This is a genomic window from Pseudomonas sp. LS2P72 (assembly GCF_054897865.1).
On sequence record NZ_CM142708.1, the window covers coordinates 1452280 to 1473584 of the forward strand.

18 protein-coding genes and 4 tRNA genes are annotated in these 21305 nt (G+C 59.2%); 13 read left to right on the top strand and 9 right to left on the bottom strand.

From position 1 onward, the window contains the following. The first annotated feature begins 4 nt into the window (after positions 1-4). From ACYZUA_RS06675 to thiO, 4 genes are read left to right on the top strand one after another with little or no spacing between them, the layout of a single operon-like run. On the top strand, positions 5-484 hold the full coding sequence (locus ACYZUA_RS06675) for a pilus assembly PilX family protein (RefSeq protein ID WP_461962477.1): 480 nt from the start codon (positions 5-7) through the stop codon (positions 482-484). Continuing rightward, positions 471-3587 (top strand): pilus assembly protein, encoded by a 3117-nt coding sequence (locus ACYZUA_RS06680; RefSeq protein WP_461962478.1) that lies wholly within the window; start codon positions 471-473, stop codon positions 3585-3587. Before ACYZUA_RS06675 ends, ACYZUA_RS06680 begins: the two co-directional genes overlap by 14 nt. A gap of 14 nt (positions 3588-3601) precedes the next feature. Next, entirely contained in the window at positions 3602-3997 is a 396-nt protein-coding gene (locus ACYZUA_RS06685) for a type IV pilin protein (protein ID WP_461962479.1), read from the top strand. A gap of 56 nt (positions 3998-4053) precedes the next feature. After that, positions 4054-5154, top strand: a complete 1101-nt coding sequence (gene thiO / locus ACYZUA_RS06690; protein WP_461962480.1) for a glycine oxidase ThiO — start codon at positions 4054-4056, stop codon at positions 5152-5154. A gap of 3 nt (positions 5155-5157) precedes the next feature. Here the strand turns inward: thiO and ACYZUA_RS06695 are convergent, their stop codons facing one another. The 4 genes from ACYZUA_RS06695 to ACYZUA_RS06710 all read right to left on the bottom strand — a co-directional run bounded on the left by ACYZUA_RS06695 (position 5158) and on the right by ACYZUA_RS06710 (position 9458). Further along, entirely contained in the window at positions 5158-6498 is a 1341-nt protein-coding gene (locus tag ACYZUA_RS06695; protein WP_461962481.1) for a sigma-54-dependent transcriptional regulator, read from the bottom strand. Between the two features lie 2 nt (positions 6499-6500). Next, positions 6501-8090: a sensor histidine kinase gene (locus tag ACYZUA_RS06700; RefSeq protein ID WP_461962482.1), complete on the bottom strand. Its 1590-nt coding sequence runs from the start codon at positions 8088-8090 to the stop codon at positions 6501-6503. Next, a complete protein-coding gene (locus tag ACYZUA_RS06705) occupies positions 8080-8313 on the bottom strand; it encodes a PP0621 family protein (RefSeq protein WP_008154904.1) in 234 nt (77 codons plus the stop codon). The genes ACYZUA_RS06700 and ACYZUA_RS06705 overlap by 11 nt, the downstream gene beginning before the upstream one ends. Positions 8314-8435: 122 nt before the next feature. Beyond that, positions 8436-9458 (bottom strand): outer membrane protein assembly factor BamD, encoded by a 1023-nt coding sequence (locus tag ACYZUA_RS06710; protein WP_309676013.1) that lies wholly within the window; start codon positions 9456-9458, stop codon positions 8436-8438. A 151-nt stretch (positions 9459-9609) separates the two neighbouring features. Between ACYZUA_RS06710 and rluD the strand changes: the two genes are divergently transcribed. The 7 genes from rluD to ACYZUA_RS06745 all read left to right on the top strand — a co-directional run bounded on the left by rluD (position 9610) and on the right by ACYZUA_RS06745 (position 14867). Then, a complete protein-coding gene (gene rluD, locus ACYZUA_RS06715; protein ID WP_046048807.1) occupies positions 9610-10572 on the top strand; it encodes a 23S rRNA pseudouridine(1911/1915/1917) synthase RluD in 963 nt (320 codons plus the stop codon). Further along, complete coding sequence (gene pgeF, locus ACYZUA_RS06720; RefSeq protein ID WP_461962484.1) at positions 10569-11288, top strand: peptidoglycan editing factor PgeF; 720 nt, start codon at positions 10569-10571, stop codon at positions 11286-11288. The genes rluD and pgeF overlap by 4 nt, the downstream gene beginning before the upstream one ends. A 296-nt stretch (positions 11289-11584) precedes the next feature. Continuing rightward, entirely contained in the window at positions 11585-14149 is a 2565-nt protein-coding gene (gene clpB / locus ACYZUA_RS06725) for an ATP-dependent chaperone ClpB (RefSeq protein ID WP_461962486.1), read from the top strand. A 301-nt stretch (positions 14150-14450) separates the two neighbouring features. Further along, positions 14451-14526 (top strand) — tRNA-Asn (locus ACYZUA_RS06730). 9 nt (positions 14527-14535) lie between these two features. Then, positions 14536-14612, top strand: a tRNA-Pro gene (locus tag ACYZUA_RS06735). A 5-nt stretch (positions 14613-14617) separates the two neighbouring features. Further along, positions 14618-14693, top strand: a tRNA-Lys gene (locus ACYZUA_RS06740). Positions 14694-14790: 97 nt separating this feature from the next. Beyond that, positions 14791-14867: transfer RNA gene (locus ACYZUA_RS06745), tRNA-Pro, on the top strand. Positions 14868-15004: 137 nt separating this feature from the next. On the opposite strand, the gene ACYZUA_RS06750 is transcribed toward ACYZUA_RS06745, so the two are convergent. From ACYZUA_RS06750 to ACYZUA_RS06770, 5 genes are all read right to left on the bottom strand, one after another. Next, positions 15005-15397 (bottom strand): HvfA family oxazolone/thioamide-modified RiPP metallophore, encoded by a 393-nt coding sequence (locus ACYZUA_RS06750; protein WP_461962488.1) that lies wholly within the window; start codon positions 15395-15397, stop codon positions 15005-15007. Between the two features lie 319 nt (positions 15398-15716). After that, a complete protein-coding gene (locus tag ACYZUA_RS06755; RefSeq protein WP_347805664.1) occupies positions 15717-17015 on the bottom strand; it encodes an NAD(P)/FAD-dependent oxidoreductase in 1299 nt (432 codons plus the stop codon). A gap of 60 nt (positions 17016-17075) precedes the next feature. Next, entirely contained in the window at positions 17076-17249 is a 174-nt protein-coding gene (locus ACYZUA_RS06760) for a DUF3094 domain-containing protein (protein ID WP_074870992.1), read from the bottom strand. Between the two features lie 68 nt (positions 17250-17317). Next, complete coding sequence (locus ACYZUA_RS06765) at positions 17318-17845, bottom strand: MOSC domain-containing protein (protein ID WP_461962490.1); 528 nt, start codon at positions 17843-17845, stop codon at positions 17318-17320. Further along, entirely contained in the window at positions 17842-18468 is a 627-nt protein-coding gene (locus ACYZUA_RS06770; protein WP_461962492.1) for a DUF1780 domain-containing protein, read from the bottom strand. The genes ACYZUA_RS06765 and ACYZUA_RS06770 overlap by 4 nt, the downstream gene beginning before the upstream one ends. A gap of 252 nt (positions 18469-18720) precedes the next feature. Between ACYZUA_RS06770 and ACYZUA_RS06775 the strand changes: the two genes are divergently transcribed. Both ACYZUA_RS06775 and ACYZUA_RS06780 read left to right on the top strand, forming a co-directional pair. Beyond that, entirely contained in the window at positions 18721-20088 is a 1368-nt protein-coding gene (locus ACYZUA_RS06775) for an aromatic acid/H+ symport family MFS transporter (RefSeq protein ID WP_461962494.1), read from the top strand. Further along, positions 20085-21305 (top strand): benzoate/H(+) symporter BenE family transporter, encoded by a 1221-nt coding sequence (locus ACYZUA_RS06780; RefSeq protein WP_461962495.1) that lies wholly within the window; start codon positions 20085-20087, stop codon positions 21303-21305. Before ACYZUA_RS06775 ends, ACYZUA_RS06780 begins: the two co-directional genes overlap by 4 nt.

Sequence of the window (21305 nt, forward strand, 5' to 3'; positions counted from 1 at the left end):
GCCGATGAGTATTTCTCCCGTGAGCCCTCATGCGCAGCGTGGCATGGCGCTGCTGGTTAGCCTGGTGTTTCTTCTGTTGTTGACACTGATCGGTCTTTCATCGATGCAAAACGCCACCCTGCAGGAAAAAATGGCTGCCAGCGTGACCTTGCGCAATCAGTCGTTCCAGGGCGCCGAGTCGGCGTTGCGCGTAGGTGAAAGCGCGGTGCAACTGGAGACCTTTTCGTTGCCGGTTTGCAGCGGCACCGCCCAATGCGCGCCACCCGCCGAGTCGTCGACAGTCACCGGCGCCGGCTTCCATTCCACCTCGGGGGTAACCTGGATCGCCTCCGGCAGCGGTTTTTACGGGGTGCAGAACATCGGCACCACCTTGACCGCCGTGAATGTGCCGAGCAACACCTCGACAACGCTGTACCGGGTGACCGCAGTCGGCATCGCGGGCAACTCGCGCAGTGTGGTGGAGAGTATCTATGCGAAGTACTGAGACCCGCACAGGCTGGCACCGTTGGTTGTTGCAGTTGTTCTGCGGCGCGGCGTTGAGCCTTTATCTGGCAGCGCCGACTTACGCCTTCACGCCCTCGGATTCGCCGCTGTTGAACGCCGCCGCCGTGGCCCCCAATGTGATGTTGTTACTCGATGACTCGGGGAGTATGAACAACATTATCTGGGCGGCAGGCTTCGACCCGACGATCGCGCGTACTCCGGTGACTATTTGCCTCTCCAATGGTACGTGCAAGAAAGGCCGCGAGCTTAATATGACCGACACCAATATTGCGTTGTCGAGTTTGACTCGAGGAACATGCTTGAAAGATTGGTACGGTTTTTATAACAACAGTTCTTCCGATCTGGATTCGCTTTGCCTCAAGCTTCCCGATCCGGTGGGGGGCGAGGACACGCGATATACAGCGAAATATTTGTCGTATCTGATAAGCCTGGCCAACCATTCCGACCGGGATTACACCGATGGCTCGATCCCCAATGATTACCGGATGAATGTGGCGCGCAACGTTTCCAAGATGTTGGTGGCCAGCAACCGCGCGTTGCGCATCGGCCTGTCGACGTTCAATCTGGCGGTCGGCAACCACAAGAATGACGGCGGTTACATTGCCCGTTCGGTCAGTGATATGTCGGCGGTCAGCGGCACCGTGACCCAGGCTCAGGCCAATACCAACTACAACGCACTGATCGACGCGATCAATGAACTGAGCGCGAAAGCCAATACACCGCTGGCAGAAGCCTATTACGAAATCACCCGCTATTTCCGTGGCATGGCGCCCTACAACAACTCGACGCCCACCACCTATACCAGTCCGATTCAGTACCGTTGCCAGAAAAATTACGGGGTGGTGATTACCGATGGTCTGCCGACCTACGACCGAACCTTTCCGGCCAACGATCCGCTGGGTGGCAGCCGGTTACCGAACTGGGACGGGATCAGCAGCAACGATGGCGCCAAACTCTCCGGCGACGATGAGGGCGACACCCTGTACCTGGATGACATCGCCAAGTTCGCCTTCGACATCGACATGCGCACGACCGGCACTGATGCTGCGGGCAAAAACTGGGACGCAGTGGATTTTCCCAAACAGAACATGAACACCTACACCGTGGGGTTCGCCGTTGCGAACCAGATGTTGTCGGACGCGGCGACTTACGGGCAGGGCAAGTATTATCAGGCGACCGACAGTGCAGGCCTCAACAGTGCACTCTCGTCCGCCCTGAGCGATATCACCTCCAAGGCCGGCTCCGGTGGCAGTGGCGTCACCAGCGGGACCACTCTGACCAGCGGTTCGAGTTACTTTCAGACCAGTTTCGATCCCAAGGATTGGCGCGGCACGATCAAGTCCTACGGATTTACCTCCAGTGGTGCGGTCAACACCGCCTCGGTGTTATGGACAACCGATACCGCCATCGTGCCCGGTGCCACGGCGCCGACCTATCAATCCTGGAACACACTCACCAATGCGGCCGTGACGCTGGCCTACGCCAATTTTTCCCCTGCCCAGCAAACATCCCTCAGCCAAAGTTTACCCACCGGCATCACCGGCAGCGATCTGGTGGAGTGGAGCAAGGGCGCCAACAAGGCCGGCCTGAAGGTGCGCAGTGTGCTGCTTGGCGACATCATCAATTCGCCGTTGGCCCTGGCATCGCCCACGGATAAAACCGCCTCCGATCTGTCAGGCGACACCACTTACAGCACCTATCTGGCAACCAAAGCGGCAAGCATGAACGCCAGCCTCGTGGTGAACGCCAACGACGGCTTTGTAAATGTCATCAGCACGGCCAACGGCACACGACGTTACGCTTTTATGCCGTCCAGCGTGTTGCCGTCACTGCGCTACATCGCCGACCCCACTTACATAAACGGGGTGAGCCACAAGTTTCTGGTGGATGGCCAGGTGGGCGTGTTCGATGCCCAGCTCAACAGCGCCTGGAAAACCCTTGTATTGGGCGGGACAGGGGCGGGAGGGCGGACCTTCTATGCGCTGCAACTGTTCGACGCATCGGCCGGTAACGTAACGAAGGCCTTGTGGGAGATCAGCGCTCCGGCCACAGCAAACACGGCGAACGTTTTCAATGATCTGGGTTATGCCTATGCGCGCCCGGAAGTGGCACGCTTGGCCGACGGTCGATGGGCGGCATTCATCTCTAACGGTTATGGCAGCAACTCCGGGGTGGCAGCGTTGTACGTGGTCGACATTCGCGACGGCACGCTGATCAAGAAAATCGTGGTCGACGGCACCGAGACGACCAACGGCCTGTCGTCGGTAAAACTTCGGGTCAACTCGCAGAATGTGGTGCAGGCCGCTTACGGCGGTGATTTGAAGGGGAGGCTGTGGAAGTTTGATTTGAGCGCCACCGCCCCGGAGTCGTGGGATCTGGCGTTTTCCCGCAATCCGCTGTTTACCACCGCAGGTGGCATCACCCAGCCGATTACCGCGCAACCATTGCTGGCGGACAATTCGTTGGGAGGGAAGGAGGTGTTTTTCGGTACCGGTAAATTCAATGAGACGGCCGACAAGACCAACAAAGACCTTCAGGCTTTCTATGCCGTGTGGGATGCGGAAGGTGGCTCAGGACGAATCACAACATCCAGTTTGCAGGCACAGTCGGTGACTGGGGTGTTCTCGGGTAGCAGTGGGCAATTCATCACCACCAGCCAGAACGACGTGACCTATCCGGCGAAAAAAGGCTGGTACCTGCCGCTGGTATACAACAACGTGTTAACCGGTGAGCGGGTGATTAACCAGGCGGCGCTGGTGCTGGGGCGAATCGTATTTACCACGGCCGTTGTGGATACCACGGATCCTTGCGCCAGTTTCGGCACTGGCAAACTGGTCGAACTGGATGCGTTCAGCGGTAAGATGCTCAACTACGCGGTGCTCGATACCACGAGCGATGGCCTGATCGATAGCAAGGACTCTATTTCCAGTGGTGTGATCATGACGGGTGGAATTCCGATTTTGAACGCCATCGTCGACGGTGGAACCAAAAAGTTCGTGGGCGATACCAGTGGCGCGGTGACCAAACTGGACGAAAAGGGCGGTGGCGGCAGCCGTCGCATCATGTGGCGACAAATACAGTAAGTGAGAGTTGAGGAATGCGCAGATCCAACCGAGGTTTTACCCTGATCGAAATCATGATCGTGATTGCGATCATCGGGATCGTAATCACCATTGGCTACCCGAGCCTCACCGAGTATGTGAATAAGGGCCGCCGCACTGAAGTCGCCGGCCTGCTCTCCGAGCAGGCGCAGATCCTCGAACGTTTTTATTCGCAGAAAAATGTTTACACCGGCGTTGCTGGCCTGAGCCCAGGCAATGACTTCTACACCATTACCCAGACACTGACCGATCAGACCTTCCTGCTGACGGCGGTGCGCAAGCCCGGCAAGGCCATGGCGGCTGACAAGTGCGGTGATTTCACCATCACCAACACTGGCGTCAGAAGCATGGTCAATGCAACGGCCACGACCAAGGATTGCTGGGGTCGCTGAGTTCCTTTTTCGGGCGCCTTTTGCGTCCTCTGGCTATTTAACGGTTGGATCAGAACATGACCAGGCAACAGCAAGTGGTGATTGTCGGCGGCGGGGTGATTGGCCTGCTGACGGCGTTCAATCTCGCGTCAGAAGTGCAAAGCGTTGTGCTGCTGGATCGTTCGAACGTCGGTCAGGAGTCGTCCTGGGCAGGTGGCGGCATTGTTTCGCCGCTCTACCCGTGGCGCTACAGCCCGGCAGTCACCGCGTTGGCGCATTGGTCACAGGATTTTTATCCACAGCTGGGTGAGCGACTGTTTGCCGCCACCGGTGTCGATCCCGAGGTGCATACCACCGGGTTGTACTGGCTGGACCTGGATGATGAGGCCGAAGCGCTGGCCTGGGCTGAGCGGGAAAACCGTCCGTTGCGGGCTGTGGATATCTCGGCGGCTCACGACGCGGTGCCGGTTTTGGGGAGCGGTTTTTCCCGGGCGATCTACATGGCCGATGTGGCCAATGTGCGAAATCCGCGGCTGGTGAAGTCCCTCAAGGCTGCATTGCTGGCGCTGCCGAACGTGACGATTCATGAGCAGTGTGAAGTCAACGGGTTTATCCGTGAAGGCGTTACGGTGGTCGGGGTGCAGACCTCGGCGGGAGCGATTCATAGCGATCAGGTGGTGCTGACCGCGGGCGCCTGGAGCGGTGATTTACTCAGAAGCCTGGGCCTGGACCTGCCGGTCGAGCCGGTGAAAGGGCAGATGATTCTCTACAAATGCGCAGCGGATTTCCTGCCGAGCATGGTCCTGGCCAAGGGGCGTTATGCGATTCCTCGGCGCGATGGGCACATTTTGATCGGCAGTACGCTGGAGCATCAAGGCTTCGACAAGACGCCGACCGCATCTGCCCTGGAGAGCCTGAAGGCGTCGGCGGTGGAGTTGATTCCTGCACTGGCGGATGCCGAGGTCGTGGGGCACTGGGCCGGGTTGCGACCGGGCTCACCGGAAGGCATTCCCTACATCGGTCGGGTGCCAGGGTTCGAAGGACTTTGGCTCAATTGCGGGCATTACCGTAATGGTTTGGTGCTGGCGCCGGCGTCGTGTCAGTTGTTTGCGGATGTGATGCTGGGGCGTGAGCCGATCATTGATCCGGCGCCGTATGCACCGGCTGGACGGATCTGAGACTCAATCGAGTCCCAATTTCTTGAGCCTGTAGCGCATCGACCGGAATGAAAGATTCAACCGCTGAGCCGCCGCCGTGCGGTTCCAGCGGGTTTCTTCCAAGGCCTGGAGGATAAGGTTGCGTTCGACGTTTTCCAGGTAGTCTTCCAGGTTGTCGATCTGCGTCAGGTCCGGCACACCGCCTTCCGGGTTGCAGTTGCCTTCGGCCAGTCGCAGGTCGCTGGCTTCAATTTGTTTGTTTTCGCACAACGTGTGCGCCCGTTCGAGCACATTCTCCAGTTCCCGCACATTGCCGGGGAAGCGATAGCTTTTCAGCGCGTCGAGGGCTTGAGGGTGGAGTTTTGCAGCGGGCTGGCCAGTGCTGATGGCCAGGCGTTTGAGCACGTGGCTGGCGAGGGATTCGATGTCGTCACGGCGTTCGCGCAAGGGCGGCACCCGTAGTTCGATCACGTTCAACCGGTAGTACAAATCCTGGCGAAAACGTTCGGCGGAGACTTCGGCGTCGAGGTCTTTGTGGGTGGCGCAAAGGATACGCACATCGACCACGGTCTCCTGTTGCTCGCCGACACCGCGAACGGCTTTTTCCTGTATTGCCCGAAGCAGTTTGACCTGCATCGCCAGCGGCAAATCAGCCACTTCGTCGAGGAACAGGGTGCCGCCATGGGCCGCCTGGAACAGTCCGGGTTTGTCTTCGATAGCACCGCTGAAGCTGCCTTTGCGATGCCCGAAAAATTCGCTCTCCATCAATTCAGACGGAATCGCCCCGCAATTGACCGGGATAAACGGTTGGCTGGCGCGCGGTCCTTGCTCATGGATCAGTCGCGCGACCAATTCCTTGCCGCTGCCGGATTCGCCGCTGATGTACACCGGCGCCTGGCTGCGGGCCAGTTTGTCGATGTGTTTGCGCAAGGCGCGCATGGGTGGCGAATCACCCAGCAGCCGGCGATCGATGGCGATGCCGGTGCCGCCCGGCGCAGGCAACCGAAGCGCGCTGCTGACCAGTTCCCGCAGGCGAGTGAGGTCCACCGGTTTGGTCAGGAAATCGAAGGCGCCGGCCTTGAGGGCGTTGATCGCCGTTTCCAGGCTGCCATAAGCGGTGATCATCGCCACCGGTACGTTCGGGTAGCGTTGCTGGATGTGTTGCACCAGCTCAAGGCCGGTGCCGTCCGGCAAGCGCATGTCGGTCAGGCACAGGTCGAACGTCTCTCGCGAGAGCATGGCCTGGGCTTCGCCGAGGTTGCGGGCACTGAAGGTGTCGAGTTTCATCCGTCCCAGGGTGATTTCCAGGAGTTCGCGGATATCCGGTTCGTCGTCGACGATCAGGACTTTTTGCCGTGGGCTCATGTTCAACTTTGTTTCCGTCCGTGAGCAAAAGTGATACGAAAGCAGCCGCCGCCTTGGCGTGGTTTGAAGTCTAGGCGGGCCTGGTTGCTTTCGCACAGCTCACGGGACAGATAAAGCCCCAGGCCGGTGCCTTGGGGGCTAGTGGTGAAGAACGGTTCGAACAAATGCACGTGATGCTCCGGTGCCACACCAGGGCCATCGTCGAGGATATCGAGTACTGGCAGCTGGCTGTCCGGGTCGACGAACAACTCAAGCCAGACCTGCGCCAAGTCGTGATTCAAGGCGCTATGGCGCCAGGCATTGCGCAACAGATTGTCGAGGATCTGGGTCAGCTGAACTGGGTCCATCAGGGTTTTGAAGTCTCCTGAACCGATGCGCAAATGAATCTGCTGATGCTCGGTCGCCCCCTCGCGGGTTTCGTTGACGAACCGTTCCAGCCACGGCTTCAGATCAAGCCGTTGCGCTACGGTTTGCTGGCGGCGTGACAGTTGCAGGACGTTTTCGATTACCCGATTCATTCGCTGAGAGTGGTCTTGAATAATCTGTGTCAGACGTCGATCCGCGCGGTTCAGTTCCTCTGATTCCTGCAATAGCTGCGCGGCATGACTAACGGCGCCCAGTGGATTGCGGATTTCATGGGCGATACCGGCGGTCAGGCGACCGAGGGCGGCGAGCTTCAATTGCTGGGCTTGTTGAGCGATTTGCGCGAGGTCTTCGAGAAAGACCAGGGTCTGGTGGTGAGGGCTTTGGTCCAGGGCAATGAAGCTCGGTTGCAGCTCCAGACCGCTACTGGCGACTTTCAGGCTCTGGGGGCGCAGCGTCGGATTGTTGAGCCACAGTTGCAGGCGTTCGACCAGGCTGGGCAGGTAGTCGTCGATCAGCTGGCCTGCAAGATCTTCCCTGCCTAACAGGTTCAAGGCGCTGTGGTTGGCCAGTTGAACCTGCCGCTTGTCGTCGAGTACCAGGATGCCGGTACGCATGCGTTGCAGGATCAGGGCGTTGAGGGCTTCCAGGCCGACGACTTCGCTGGCCCGTTGTTCGGCGAGGGTTTCGCTGACCTCCAGGCGTCGGCTCAGCCCTTGCACCAGCAATGCCGCAGCAAAACACAGGGCGCCGAGCGTGCCGACTTGCAGATAGTCGTTGGGGGTGGCGGGATGGCTGAAACTCAGGAGGAAGCTCAGCCCGACGATGCCAAGCGCGCCAACGGCGGCAATCAGCAGGCCGATGCGCCCTCGCAACAAGGTGTTACTGATGGCTACCGATACGATCAGCAAGTTGCCGATGGCGCTGGCCACACCGCCGGCGGCGTAGAACAGACCGCACAGCAGCAGGACGTCGGTCAGCGCCAGGCTGAACAGTTGCGCCGGGCGCCGGGTGTTCCCGAGAAATACCACCAGCAGGATATTCAGCACCAGGTAAAACCAGCTGCCACTGCGCAGCAGGTCCTCATTGCTGAACGTCAGCAACTGGTTGTCCATGTTGCTGGAGATCAACAGCACCAGGGTGATGCCGATGCTCAAACGGTAAAGGTGATAGAGGCGCAGCAGTCGCTGGGCCTGTTTGCTGCCGGGACGGGAGGTCTCAGCGATCACTGGAACCCGGGCCTTGCTCAAGATGAGCCTGGCTGCAATACCACTGTTGTTGAAGGCTCAGCGCGCGGTCGCGTGGCAGGTGTACGCCGCAATGGGCGCAGCGGACCATGGGGGCCGCTTCTAGCTCGGCAGAAGACTTGGGCACGGAAGCCTGGCCCTTGAACTTGCGCCAGAACCATACCGCAGCGGCAATCAGGGCGATCCAGAACAGTAAACGAAGCATGATGAGCAGCTATTCGACGAGTGATGAGCCAGTTTAGCCAAGGACATGACCAGCGCACAGCGTAATAATCGAGCCCACAAAAAAGGAGCCTCGAAAGGCTCCTTTTTGTACAACCCGATGTGTCAATCAAACACGCCGAAGGTCATGTAGCTGAACCACGAGCGGTCGCTGTTATTGGCTTCGGACTCGTGTTCCTCTTCTTCGATCACGTCACCATTTTCATCTTTAGGCTTGAGATCGTTCGGAATCGCGTCCTTGGCGTCCCGGAACTGCCTCTGCACGTCCTGGTTGGCGCGGGTTTCGCCCGGCGGCAGCGGTGGACGGGATTCGATCAGGCCCAAGGTGGCTTTGCTCAACCACGAACGGTTGTCAGCTTCGGCCACCGAAGGCTTGAACTGACCGTCTTCAAGGCTTGGATGGTTCGGGTAGTTGAGCTTCAGGGTTTCGAGGCTGGTGGCTGCCAGGTCGTCCAGGTGCAGACGCTGGTAAGCCTCTGTCATCACCGCCAGGCCATCACCGACCGAAGGGGTTTCCTGGAAGTTTTCCACAACGTAGCGACCACGGTTCGCGGCGGCGACATAGGCCTGACGGGTCAGGTAGTAGTCGGCAACGTGAATCTCGTAGGCCGCCAGCAGGTTGCGCAGGTAGATCATGCGCTGCTTGGCGTCCGGCGAGTAGCGGCTGTTGGGGAAGCGGCTGGTCAGCTGGGCGAACTCGTTGTAGGAGTCGCGAGCGGCGCCCGGGTCACGCTTGGTCATGTCCAACGGCAGGAAGCGCGATAACAGGCCGACGTCCTGGTCGAAAGAAGTCAGACCCTTGAGGTAATACGCGTAATCCACGTTCGGGTGCTGCGGGTGCAGGCGAATGAAGCGCTCGGCGGCGGACTTCGCAGCTTCAGGCTCGGTATTTTTGTAGTTGGCATAGATGAGCTCGAGTTGAGCCTGATCGGCGTAGCGACCGAACGGATAACGCGACTCCAGCGCCTTCAGCTTGGCTGTGGCGGCGGTGTAGCTATTGTTGTCCAGATCGTGCTGAGCCTGCTGGTACAGCTCGACCTCGCTCAGGTTTTCGTCTACGACTTCCTTCGATGAGCAAGCAGCGGTCAATGCGAGGATGGCGATCAGCAGCAGGTGTTTCACTTGCATGGCGGCTTGCGTCCCTATGACGGCCGCTGTCTTGGGCGGGGCCGTCCTGTTATGATGAGCGCCCCGTTGAATAGCCTCGGGGCAAAAGACGCCGTATTTAACCACAAGCGCGCAGCCGAAACCAAAGGCTGTGCCGACGCCTAGTCTGAGCATGTCCGATAAAATTGAACTTCGCGCAGAGGTGCCGTCCGAATTGGGCGGCCAACGCCTCGATCAAGTCGCCGCACAATTATTCGCTGAGCACTCGCGCTCGCGCCTTTCCGCCTGGATCAAAGACGGCCGCCTGACTGTGGATGGGGCGGTTATCCGCCCGCGAGACATTGTTCACGGTGGTGCCATTCTTGAACTCACTGCCGAGCAGGAAGCTCAGGGCGAATGGATCGCTCAAGACATCGAGCTGGACATCGTCTATGAAGACGACGACATCCTGGTGATCAACAAACCCGCGGGTCTGGTGGTGCATCCTGCCGCCGGTCACGCTGATGGCACCTTGCTCAACGCCTTGCTGCACCACGTGCCGGACATCATCAATGTGCCCCGCGCCGGTATCGTGCATCGCCTGGACAAAGACACCACCGGTCTGATGGTGGTGGCCAAGACCATTCAGGCGCAGACACAGCTTGTCACGCAATTGCAGAGCCGCAGCGTAAGCCGGATCTACGAGTGCATCGTGATCGGTGTGGTGACTGCCGGCGGCAAGATCAACGCGCCGATCGGTCGTCACGGTCAGCAACGCCAGCGCATGGCCGTGATGGAAGGTGGCAAGCAAGCCGTCAGCCATTACCGCGTGCTCGAGCGTTTCCGCTCCCACACCCACGTGCGGGTGAAGCTGGAAACCGGTCGTACGCACCAGATTCGTGTGCATATGGCTCACATCAACTTCCCGTTGGTCGGAGATCCTGCCTACGGCGGTCGTTTCCGTATTCCGCCGGCAGCCAGTGTGACCATGATCGAATCGTTGAAGGCGTTTCCACGTCAGGCGTTGCATGCGCGGTTCCTGGAGCTGGATCACCCGACGACCGGTAAACGCATGAGCTGGGAATCGCCACTGCCGGACGATTTCGTCTGGTTGCTGACGCTGCTCAAGCAAGACCGCGAGGCGTTCATCGGATGAGTGACTGGCTGATTCCCGACTGGCCTGCGCCTGCCGGGGTGAAAGCCTGTGTGACCACCCGTGCGGGCGGCGTCAGTCTGGCGCCGTTCGACAGCCTCAACCTCGGCGATCACGTCGATGACAGCCCCGAAGCTGTTGCCGAAAACCGCCGTCGCCTCACCGATCATTTTTCTATTCAGCCGGCCTGGTTAAAGCAGGTTCACGGCATTGCTGTGGCCCACGCAGACCCAAGCCTGACGGCCACTGCCGATGCCAGCTGGACGGCAACGCCCGGTATCGCCTGCACGGCGATGACCGCGGATTGCCTGCCGGCATTGTTTTGCGACCGTGCCGGCACTCGCGTCGCGGCAGCCCATGCCGGTTGGCGCGGGTTGGCGGCGGGTGTGCTGGAAGCGACTCTAGACACGCTGGCCGTGCCATCAGACGAAGTGCTGGTCTGGCTCGGTCCGGCCATTGGCCCACATGCCTTTGAAGTCGGTCCGGAAGTGCGCGAAACCTTCGTCGAGCAATTGCCCGAAGCCGCCAAAGCCTTTGTGCCCAGTGCCAATGCTGGCAGATTCATGGCCGACATTTACGAGCTGGCGCGCTTGCGTCTGGCGGCTCGAGATGTCACCGCTGTTTATGGTGGCGGTTTCTGCACCGTGACCGATCCTCGCTTCTTTTCTTACCGCCGCAGCCCACGCACCGGCCGGTTTGCCTCCCTGATCTGGCTGTAGTGCCCGGTCTCACGAATACTGTTCCTTTTTGACGGCATCTGTTGCCGTCATGCTGCGTTGCCGCTCCTCGCCATAGCGAGCTATGACTCGTCGCGGCGCCTTGCCTGACGACAACAGCCACTCGTCAAAAGAGGAACGTATTCGTGAGACCGGGCACGAACGCTAGACTTCGCTGATCTGCATCAACTGTCTGACGCTTGAATCTTCCAGAATCGACCGCATCTATAACGGTATCTGGCAGGTTTCTTCATTCAGGATGTTTTATAGGTCCGGCCTGCTCAAAAGGAAGGTGACCCATGCGTATAGACCGTTTAACCAGCAAGTTGCAGTTAGCCTTGTCCGACGCCCAATCCCTGGCCGTCGGCCTCGATCATCCGGGCATTGAACCGGCGCACTTGATGCAAGCCATGCTTGAACAGCAGGGTGGTTCGATCAAACCCCTGTTGATGCAGGTGGGCTTCGACGTCAACAGCCTGCGCAAAGAGCTGACCAAAGAGCTCGACCAACTACCAAAGATCCAGAACCCGACCGGCGACGTCAACATGTCGCAGGATCTGGCGCGCCTTCTCAATCAGGCCGATCGCCTGGCCCAGCAGAAGGGCGACCAGTTCATCTCCAGCGAGCTGGTGTTGCTCGCCGCCATGGACGAGAACAGCAAGCTCGGCAAATTGTTGCTCGGCCAGGGTGTGAGCAAAAAAGCCCTGGAAAACGCGATCAACAACCTGCGCGGTGGTGAGGCCGTCAATGACGCCAACCACGAAGAGTCGCGCCAGGCACTGGATAAATACACCGTCGACCTGACCAAGCGTGCCGAAGAAGGCAAGCTCGATCCGGTGATCGGCCGTGATGACGAAATTCGCCGGACCATTCAGGTCCTGCAGCGCCGCACCAAGAACAACCCGGTGCTGATCGGTGAGCCTGGCGTGGGTAAGACCGCCATCGCCGAAGGACTGGCCCAGCGCATCATCAACGGCGAAGTACCGGATGGACTGAAAGGCAAACGCCTGCTGTCCCTGGACATGGGATCGCTGATTGCCGGTGCCAAGTACCGTGGCGAGTTCGAAGAACGCCTCAAATCCCTGCTCAACGAACTGTCGAAGCAGGAAGGGCAGATCATTCTGTTCATCGACGAACTGCACACCATGGTCGGCGCCGGTAAGGGCGAAGGCTCGATGGACGCGGGCAACATGCTCAAGCCGGCGTTGGCGCGCGGTGAGTTGCACTGCGTCGGCGCGACCACGCTCAACGAGTACCGCCAATATATAGAGAAGGATGCCGCCCTCGAACGGCGCTTCCAGAAAGTGCTGGTGGACGAGCCGAGCGAAGAAGACACCATCGCGATTCTGCGTGGCCTGAAAGAGCGCTACGAGGTTCACCACAAGGTGGCGATCACCGACGGCGCGATCATCGCAGCGGCCAAGCTCAGTCATCGCTACATCACGGACCGTCAGCTGCCGGACAAAGCCATCGACCTGATCGACGAAGCGGCCAGCCGCATCCGCATGGAGATCGACTCCAAGCCGGAAGTGCTCGATCGTCTGGAGCGTCGTCTGATTCAGTTGAAGGTGGAATCCCAGGCGCTGAAGAAAGAAAGCGACGAAGCCGCGATAAAACGTCTGGAAAAACTCCAGGAAGAAATCGTCCGCCTCGAACGTGAGTACTCGGACCTCGAAGAAATCTGGAGCGCGGAAAAAGCCGAAGTACAGGGCTCTGCGCAGATCCAGCAGAAAATCGAACAGTCCCGTCAGGAACTGGAAGCCGCGCGCCGCAAAGGCGACTTGAACCGCATGGCCGAGTTGCAGTACGGGATCATCCCGGACCTGGAGCGCAGCCTGCAAATGGTCGACCAGCACGGCAAAACTGAAAACCAGTTGCTGCGCAGCAAGGTGACTGAAGAAGAGATCGCTGAAGTCGTGTCCAAGTGGACCGGCATTCCGGTGTCGAAAATGCTCGAAGGCGAGCGCGACAAGCTGATGAAGATGGAAAGCCTGTTGCACCAACGTGTGATCGGCCAGGACGAAGCGGTGATTGCCGTTTCCAATGCCGTGCGGCGTTCCCGTGCCGGGTTGTCCGATCCGAATCGCCCGAGCGGCTCGTTCATGTTCCTCGGCCCGACCGGTGTCGGTAAAACCGAGCTGTGCAAGGCGCTGGCCGAGTTCCTCTTTGATACGGAAGAGGCGATGGTGCGGATCGACATGTCCGAGTTCATGGAAAAACATTCCGTGGCTCGTCTGATCGGGGCGCCACCAGGCTACGTAGGCTATGAAGAGGGCGGTTACCTGACCGAGGCGGTGCGTCGCAAGCCGTATTCGGTGATCCTCCTGGACGAGGTCGAGAAGGCCCACCCGGACGTCTTCAACATCTTGCTGCAAGTGCTGGAAGATGGCCGACTGACCGACAGTCATGGCCGCACGGTGGATTTCAAGAACACCGTGATTGTCATGACCTCCAACCTGGGTTCGGTGCAGATCCAGGAACTGGTCGGTGATCGCGAGGCGCAGCGTGCGGCGGTAATGGATGCGATTTCCACGCACTTCCGGCCGGAGTTCATCAACCGGGTCGACGAAGTGGTGATCTTCGAGCCGTTGGCTAGGGATCAGATCGCGGGCATTACCGAGATCCAGTTGGGTCGCCTGCGCAGTCGCCTGACCGAGCGCGAGTTGAAGCTTGATCTCAGTCCTGAGGCCATGGATAAGCTGATCGCGGTGGGTTACGACCCGGTTTACGGCGCACGGCCGCTCAAACGAGCGATCCAGCGCTGGATCGAGAACCCGCTGGCGCAGCTGATTCTGTCCGGTCGTTTCATGCCGGGCGATACCGCCAAGGGCACCGTGGAAAACGACGAAATCGTTTTCGTCTGACGCTCGGCGGCAGTGCAATAAAAGAAGGCCTCGCATTGCGAGGCCTTTTTTTCGCCAGGCTGTTGAACTGAAAGGAAAAGGCTTGTAAAGTGCGCCCCGCAGTAAGTCGCCCTGAAGGGTTCCAGCTCCCCAAGCAGGAATCTGAAATAAGTTGCAAATCATTAACTTGAAAGCAATTTAGGGGGTTGACAGAGGTGCTTAAGATTGTAGAATAGCGCGCCTCAGACACACGAACGCAGCGATGCGAACGAGTCGAAGAGAACGCAGTAAAGCTTCATCGTTGTAAATTGAAATATGTAGTTCCGTGATAGCTCAGTCGGTAGAGCAAATGACTGTTAATCATTGGGTCCCAGGTTCGAGTCCTGGTCACGGAGCCAATTTCAAGCCGGGGTATAGCGCAGTCCGGTAGCGCGCCTGCTTTGGGAGCAGGATGTCAGGAGTTCGAATCCCCTTACCCCGACCATTTTTGGGTCGTTAGCTCAGTTGGTAGAGCAGTTGGCTTTTAACCAATTGGTCGTAGGTTCGAATCCCACACGACCCACCATTTTTGAAACCAGTTCACGCTGGGATCAGATCTTAAGATCAGAGGCCAAAAGCACTGATCGAAGAAGGCGACTTTTTAAAAGTCGCCTTTTTATTACCGGGGTATAGCGCAGTCCGGTAGCGCGCCTGCTTTGGGAGCAGGATGTCAGGAGTTCGAATCCCCTTACCCCGACCATATTAAAAATCCTCGTATCGAAAGATACGGGGATTTTTTTTGTCTTCGAGAAATCTTGCCGATAACGAGGCGACGGGCTGGCGAAATAAAAAAAGCCCCGCTTCTCGATGAAGAAGCAGGGCCTGGACTACAGCAACTTAGCTATTGTCTTTCAGGTGCTCGAACAAGCCCTTCGGCATTTTTTTGCCATTGCTTTCGTAGTTGGCTTTCACGTTATCAAAAGCCTCTTGTTCGTCAATTTGGCCGTCATGGTTGGTGTCGATCTTGTCGAAGTTGGCCTTGGGCGCCACTTTCAGGAATTCCGCACGGGAGACCTTGCCGTCGTCATCGGTGTCGGTTTTAGCCATCGACGCATCGCCACACTTGCCTTCGCCACATTTACCTTCAGGCGTCTTCACGACCTGTTCGGCCGAGGCCAACAGATAGCCCTGAGTCAGAGGTTGCGCGGCGAACACAGAGCCGGACAACATCATGCCACCGGCCAAAACAGCGCCGAGCAAACCGATAGTGTTTTTGGTGGTACGGGACATTTCAATACTCCTGGGTTGCACGACACAACCGTTCGATAAAGGACGCCACGTAAGTGCGGCGACAACCGTAGCGGGCGGGGTGCCTTGCTCGGGTGTGGCCATTTAGCGGGCGTGGTGTATCGCTACTGTGTCGCGCAAGGGGGAGTTTGTAAGCGAAGGGGATGAAACGGCGGGGGAGATACAGTGAGACACAGATCTCCAAATCAATGGAGATCAACTGTGGGAGTGAGCCTGCTCGCGATTGGCACTAACATTCAACACATACGCTGAATGTCATGCCGCTATCGCGAGCAGGCTCGCTCCCACAGGGGATTGGGTGTTAGTGAAGCTTCAGTCGCGGCTCAGTCCCGCGCCCGATCTTGCTCCCCAACATCAACATCGCCGTACGGAACGCGCCATACAGTGCCATCTGGTGCATGCGATACAGCGACACGTAAAACATCCGCGCCAGCCAGCCTTCAAGCATCACGCTGCCGGTGAGGTTGCCCATCAAGTTACCCACAGCCGAAAAACGCGAGAGCGAGATCAGCGAGCCGTAGTCGGTGTATTTGTACGCAGGCAGAGGTTTGCCTTCGATCCGCAGTTTCAGCGATTTGGCCAGCAACGAAGCCTGCTGATGAGCCGCCTGCGCGCGCGGCGGCACATTGCGATCGGTGCCCGGCTGCGGGCAGGCCGCGCAGTCACCGAAGGCGAAGATGTTCTCGTCGCGGGTGGTTTGCAGGGTCGGCAGCACTTGCAATTGATTGATCCGGTTGGTCTCCAGGCCATCGATGTCCTTGAGGAAACCCGGTGCACGAATCCCGGCGGCCCAGACTTTCAGGCTGGCGTTGATGACTTTGCCATCGGCGGTAATCAGGCTGTCGGCCGTCACTTCACTGACGGCGGCATTGGTCATGACGTTGACCCCGAGTTTCTCCAGGGTTTTATGCACAGGCCCGCCGATACGTTCCGGCAGGGCGGGCAGCACCCGTGGCCCGGCTTCGATCAGCGTGATGTGCATGTTTTCCGGTTTGATCCGGTCAAGACCATAAGCGGCCAATTCATGCGCGGCGTTGTGCAGTTCTGCGGCCAGCTCGACCCCGGTAGCACCCGCGCCGACGATCGCCACGCTGATCTGTTCGACTTTGTCGGTCTGCCCGGCATGGGCGCGCAGGTAGTGGTTGAGCAATTGCTGGTGGAAGCGCTCAGCCTGTTTGCGGGTGTCGAGGAACAGGCAGTGTTGCGCCGCGCCCTGTGTGCCGAAATCGTTGGTGGTGCTGCCGACCGCGATCACCAGCGAGTCGTAACCGACTTCGCGCGCCGGGACCAATTCAATGCCCGCTTCGTCGTAGGTGGCGGCCAGCTGGATTTTTTTCTGTGCGCGATCAAGCCCGCTCATGCGCCCCAGCTGGAACTCGAAGTGGTTCCATTTTGCCTGGGCAACATAGTTGAGTTCGTCTTCGGAAGAGTTCAGGGAACCTGCCGCCACTTCATGCAACAGCGGTTTCCAGATGTGGGTCAGGTTCGCGTCGACCAGCATCACACTGGCCGTGCCGCGCTTGCCCAGAGTCTTACCCAGACGGGTAGCCAACTCCAGACCGCCGGCGCCGCCGCCAACGATGACAATACGATGAGTCATGGGGATATCTCGCAAGGCTAAAAGAAATCGGTGCAATTACCCGAGCGAGCGCGATGCAGCTCATAGCGTCAGGTAACTGATAAATCGGCTCAACAGGCCTAAACCAATGGTCACTGCCAACACCACCACCAGGAGCATCCACGGCCGAAAAGGCCGGCGCTCGACTTGGTGCTGGGACAGTTGCAGGTACTCTTCGACATGCTTTTGGTCGTCGGGGTTCAGGCGGCTGGTCATATTGGGCCTCGTCAGGGGTAGACGTTGCTAAATGTGTAGAAGCTACAAGCAGGCTGCTGTGCAACACGTTAGCCCACATTGAACGGAGCATAGCCGCTGGCAGGAATGGGCTCGACGCTCACCGTATCGTCCAGGCGAATGATTCCACTTTGTAACACCCGGGCAGTGATTCCGCCATGTCCGCGAACGGCCTGAAAGGTCCCGGGGCCGAGGTTGTTCTCGAGGCGGGCGCAGGGTTGGCACCAGCCGGTGGTTTCGAAAATCGCCTGGCCAATCCTGAAGCGACGGCCCTTGAGGCTGAACAGGTTGATACCGCTGATAACGAGGTTGCGTCGCAAATCATTAGGCAATACCGGTTTATCTTCCGGCCGGCCCATCAGTGAATTGATCACCGCCAGATGCTCCCATTGAATCAGCGTGACCTGCCGCGCGTTGCGTATGCCGGGACGCGCGTGATCGCCGGTCAAACCGGCTTCAAGCCTCGCCTCCACGGCATCGAGTTCGATCATTTGAGAACGTGACTGTGGCCGCACGCCGATCCAGCGAACGCGACCGGTTTGCGGCACTTCGGCAATCAGCTCCTGCAATGGACTCACAGGCTGATCCCGACGTCGAAAACAATGCTGCGACCCAGGTTGCTGCGCAGGAAATCCGGTGCGTCCGGGTGCGCGAACAGCACACGGGCGAAGGTCGGACCGACCAGCGACAACGAGCGCCAGCCCTGACGCAGGTATTCGGTCGGCGGCGGGAAGTGGCTGTTGAGGTCCAGCACTTCGCGCTTGAGACTGGCGAAGGCGATGATGTCCAGTTCGCCCAGGTCCATGCCGCGTTCTTTGTAGTTGTGGGCTTTTTTGCGCAAAGTCGGTGCCAGCCTCATCAAGAATTCATTGGCAGGAATGCGCCGGGGCTTGGCCTCGCGGCGCACCAGCGAACTCAGGGAAAACGCGCTGCGCCGGCGTTGCAGTTCATCGCGCCATTCGTCGTTGAGGCGCCGGCCTTCATCTAGCACGAAAAACACTTCGAAACTGGCGTCACGAAACAGCACGTCCGGCGGCTCCCCGGCCGGGGCGAATTCGTCGGCGCGATAGGGAATGTTCAGGCCTTGCAGCAGGCGCTGGCAGACCCAACGCTCACGCTCCCATTTGCGGGCATTGGACAGGAACGCGTTGGCTTGCTCGGCCGCGATGGTCAGCAGGCGTAAATAATCTGAGTCATCCATAAGCCCAAGCTTAGCGTTCAAATGCGGTCGCAAAGAAGACAGTTTTATCGGAGAGGGTCAGACCTGCCGGATCTGCGGTCTGCCATCCCCGCAACACTCCTCATCCCACGCCCGGTTCAGGGCATTGCACAAAACGGATAGCGATCTGCGCAAAGCGGATATTGCCCCGTGCCTGTCGCCTTTACCCTCGGCTGTACGGACGTTAGCCGTGTTGCCGACGCTCTTAAAAAATAACAACAAGAGATAAATGCCATGCGCAAGATCGACGTACATGAGGTTATCGACAACGCACGATTCAACCGCTTTCACTGGATGGTGCTGTTCTGGTGTGCCCTGATCATCATTTTCGACGGTTACGATTTGGTGATCTACGGCGTGGTGCTGCCGATGCTGATGAAAGAGTGGGGGCTCAGTCCCCTGCAAGCGGGCGCACTGGGCAGTTATGCACTGTTCGGAATGATGTTCGGCGCGCTGTTTTTCGGCCCGCTGTCGGACAGGATCGGCCGCAAAAAAGCCATCACGATCTGCGTGATGCTGTTCAGCGGTTTTACCGTGCTCAATGGTTTTGCCCGCAACCCCACCGAGTTTGGTCTGTGCCGGTTCATTGCCGGGCTTGGCATTGGCGGGGTGATGCCCAACGTCGTGGCGCTGATGAACGAGTACGCGCCCAAGAAAATCCGCAGCACGCTGGTGGCGATCATGTTCAGCGGCTACTCGGTGGGCGGCATGCTCTCGGCGGGGCTCGGTATCGTGCTGATCCCGAGCTTTGGCTGGCAGTCGGTGTTTTACGTGGCGGTGCTGCCGTTGCTGTTGCTGCCGCTGATCATGTACTTCCTGCCCGAGTCGGTGGGTTTCATGCTGCGTCAGGGGCGCAATGTAGAGGCGCGCAACATCCTGCAGCGGGTTGACCCGGCTTACGTCGCGCAAACCGGCGATCAGCTGCACATGAGCGAGGTGAAGGGCACCGGCACCCCGGTGTTGCAACTGTTTCGCGAAGGTCGTGCGCTGCGCACGCTGATGTTGTGGCTGGCGTTTTTCTGCTGCTTGCTGATGGTCTACGCCTTGAGTTCCTGGCTGCCGAAACTGATGGCCAACGCCGGTTACAGCCTGGGCTCGAGTCTGTCGTTCCTGCTGGTGCTCAACTTCGGCGCCATTTTCGGTGCGGTTGGCGGCGGGGTGCTGGGAGACAAACTCAACCTGCCACGGGTGTTGGCGGTGTTCTTCGCCGTGGCTGCGGTGTCGATCACCTTGCTGGGTTTCAACAGCCCGATGCCGCTGTTGTACTTGCTGATCGCCATTGCCGGCGCCACCACCATCGGCTCGCAGATCCTGTTGTACGCCTGCGCCGCGCAGTTCTACTCCATGACCATTCGCTCCACCGGTTTGGGTTGGGCCTCGGGTATCGGGCGCAACGGTGCCATCGTCGGACCGCTGCTGGGCGGTGCGTTGCTCGGGATCAGCCTGCCGCTGCAACTGAACTTCATGGCCTTTGCCTTGCCCGGTGCGGTGGCCGCCATCGCCATGACCGTGTTCGCCATCAGCAGTCGGCGCAATGCTAAACAAGCGCTGTCGGGCCTGCGCCACGGTTCGCTCGACGGGTCTGTTGGCGACGTTTCATGAGAGCGTTCGTCCGGGACTTTTCCCTGTCTGCGGCAGTCGCCGGATTTATCGCCACGGTGATTTCCTACGCAGGCCCGTTGGTGATCATCTTTCAGGCCGCCGAGGCCGCACACCTCTCGCGGGAGGTGCTGTCTTCCTGGGTCTGGGCGATTTCCATCGGCAGTGCCGTGCTCGGCATTGGTCTGAGCCTGCGTTACCGCGTCCCGGTGATCATCGCGTGGTCAGCACCAGGCTCGGCGTTGCTGGTGGCGCTGTTGCCGGGAATCTCCATGCCGGAAGCGGTCGGCGCGTATCTGGTCAGCAGCCTGATTATCTTTCTGGTCGGCGTGTCGGGGGCGTTTGACCGGATCATCGGAAAACTGCCGGCGGCGATTGCGGCAGCGATGCTGGCGGGGATTCTGTTCAGCTTCGGTACCGGGTTATTCGTCTCGTTGCAGGGCAAGCCGCTGCTGGTGCTGGCGATGTTCGCCACGTACCTGATCTGCAAGCGGGTGATGCCGCGGTATGCGGTGTTGATGGTGCTGCTGGTGGGCTGCTCGATGGCTTTTCTCGCCGGTGATTTGCACCGCGAGGCGTTGGTGATCGGGTTGGCCACGCCGGTGTGGATCACGCCCGCGTTCAGCCTGAGCGCGACCCTGAATATCGCCTTGCCGCTGGTGATGGTGGCGCTGACCGGCCAGTTCGTTCCCGGCATGGCAGTGCTGCGCGCCAGCGGTTACGCAACACCGGCCGGCCCGATCATCGCCAGCAGTGCGGTGGGCACGGCGCTGTTGGCGCCGTTCGGTTGCCATGGACTGAATCTGGCCGCCATCACCGCGGCGATTTGTACCGGGCGCGAGGCCCATGAAGACCCCGGCAAACGCTATGTGGCCGGGGTTGTGGGCGGGCTGTGTTACCTGGTGCTGGGGATCTTCGGCGCCACCCTGGTTTCACTGTTTTCGGCGTTCCCCAAAGAACTGATCGCGGCCTTGGCCGGGCTGGCGCTGTTTGCTGCGATTGCCGGGGCGTTGGCTGGCGCAATGGCCGTGCCGAATGATCGCGAAGCCGCGTTGGTGACTTTTCTGACCACCGCGTCGGGCATGTCGTTGCTGGGTTTGTCCGCTGCTTTTTGGGGGCTGATTTTCGGCATGGTCACGCACGTGTTGTTAAACGCCCGTCGTCCCGTTCCCCGCCGCGAATCCGCTGTGGCTGAAGCACTTCAACCTGTCGATCAATAA

What these genes read in the sequence shown, in the direction of transcription:
- ACYZUA_RS06695 (WP_461962481.1), bottom strand. Translation starts at nt 6,498, where the DNA reads ATGAGCCCACGGCAAAAAGTCCTGATCGTCGACGACGAACCGGATATC.
- ACYZUA_RS06685 (WP_461962479.1), top strand. Translation starts at nt 3,602, where the DNA reads ATGCGCAGATCCAACCGAGGTTTTACCCTGATCGAAATCATGATCGTG.
- ACYZUA_RS06780 (WP_461962495.1), top strand. Translation starts at nt 20,085, where the DNA reads ATGAGAGCGTTCGTCCGGGACTTTTCCCTGTCTGCGGCAGTCGCCGGA.
- clpB (WP_461962486.1), top strand. Translation starts at nt 11,585, where the DNA reads ATGCGTATAGACCGTTTAACCAGCAAGTTGCAGTTAGCCTTGTCCGAC.
- pgeF (WP_461962484.1), top strand. Translation starts at nt 10,569, where the DNA reads ATGAGTGACTGGCTGATTCCCGACTGGCCTGCGCCTGCCGGGGTGAAA.
- ACYZUA_RS06710 (WP_309676013.1), bottom strand. Translation starts at nt 9,458, where the DNA reads ATGCAAGTGAAACACCTGCTGCTGATCGCCATCCTCGCATTGACCGCT.
- ACYZUA_RS06705 (WP_008154904.1), bottom strand. Translation starts at nt 8,313, where the DNA reads ATGCTTCGTTTACTGTTCTGGATCGCCCTGATTGCCGCTGCGGTATGG.
- ACYZUA_RS06680 (WP_461962478.1), top strand. Translation starts at nt 471, where the DNA reads ATGCGAAGTACTGAGACCCGCACAGGCTGGCACCGTTGGTTGTTGCAG.
- ACYZUA_RS06760 (WP_074870992.1), bottom strand. Translation starts at nt 17,249, where the DNA reads ATGACCAGCCGCCTGAACCCCGACGACCAAAAGCATGTCGAAGAGTAC.
- ACYZUA_RS06755 (WP_347805664.1), bottom strand. Translation starts at nt 17,015, where the DNA reads ATGACTCATCGTATTGTCATCGTTGGCGGCGGCGCCGGCGGTCTGGAG.
- ACYZUA_RS06750 (WP_461962488.1), bottom strand. Translation starts at nt 15,397, where the DNA reads ATGTCCCGTACCACCAAAAACACTATCGGTTTGCTCGGCGCTGTTTTG.
- thiO (WP_461962480.1), top strand. Translation starts at nt 4,054, where the DNA reads ATGACCAGGCAACAGCAAGTGGTGATTGTCGGCGGCGGGGTGATTGGC.
- ACYZUA_RS06775 (WP_461962494.1), top strand. Translation starts at nt 18,721, where the DNA reads ATGCGCAAGATCGACGTACATGAGGTTATCGACAACGCACGATTCAAC.
- ACYZUA_RS06675 (WP_461962477.1), top strand. Translation starts at nt 5, where the DNA reads ATGAGTATTTCTCCCGTGAGCCCTCATGCGCAGCGTGGCATGGCGCTG.
- ACYZUA_RS06770 (WP_461962492.1), bottom strand. Translation starts at nt 18,468, where the DNA reads ATGGATGACTCAGATTATTTACGCCTGCTGACCATCGCGGCCGAGCAA.
- rluD (WP_046048807.1), top strand. Translation starts at nt 9,610, where the DNA reads ATGTCCGATAAAATTGAACTTCGCGCAGAGGTGCCGTCCGAATTGGGC.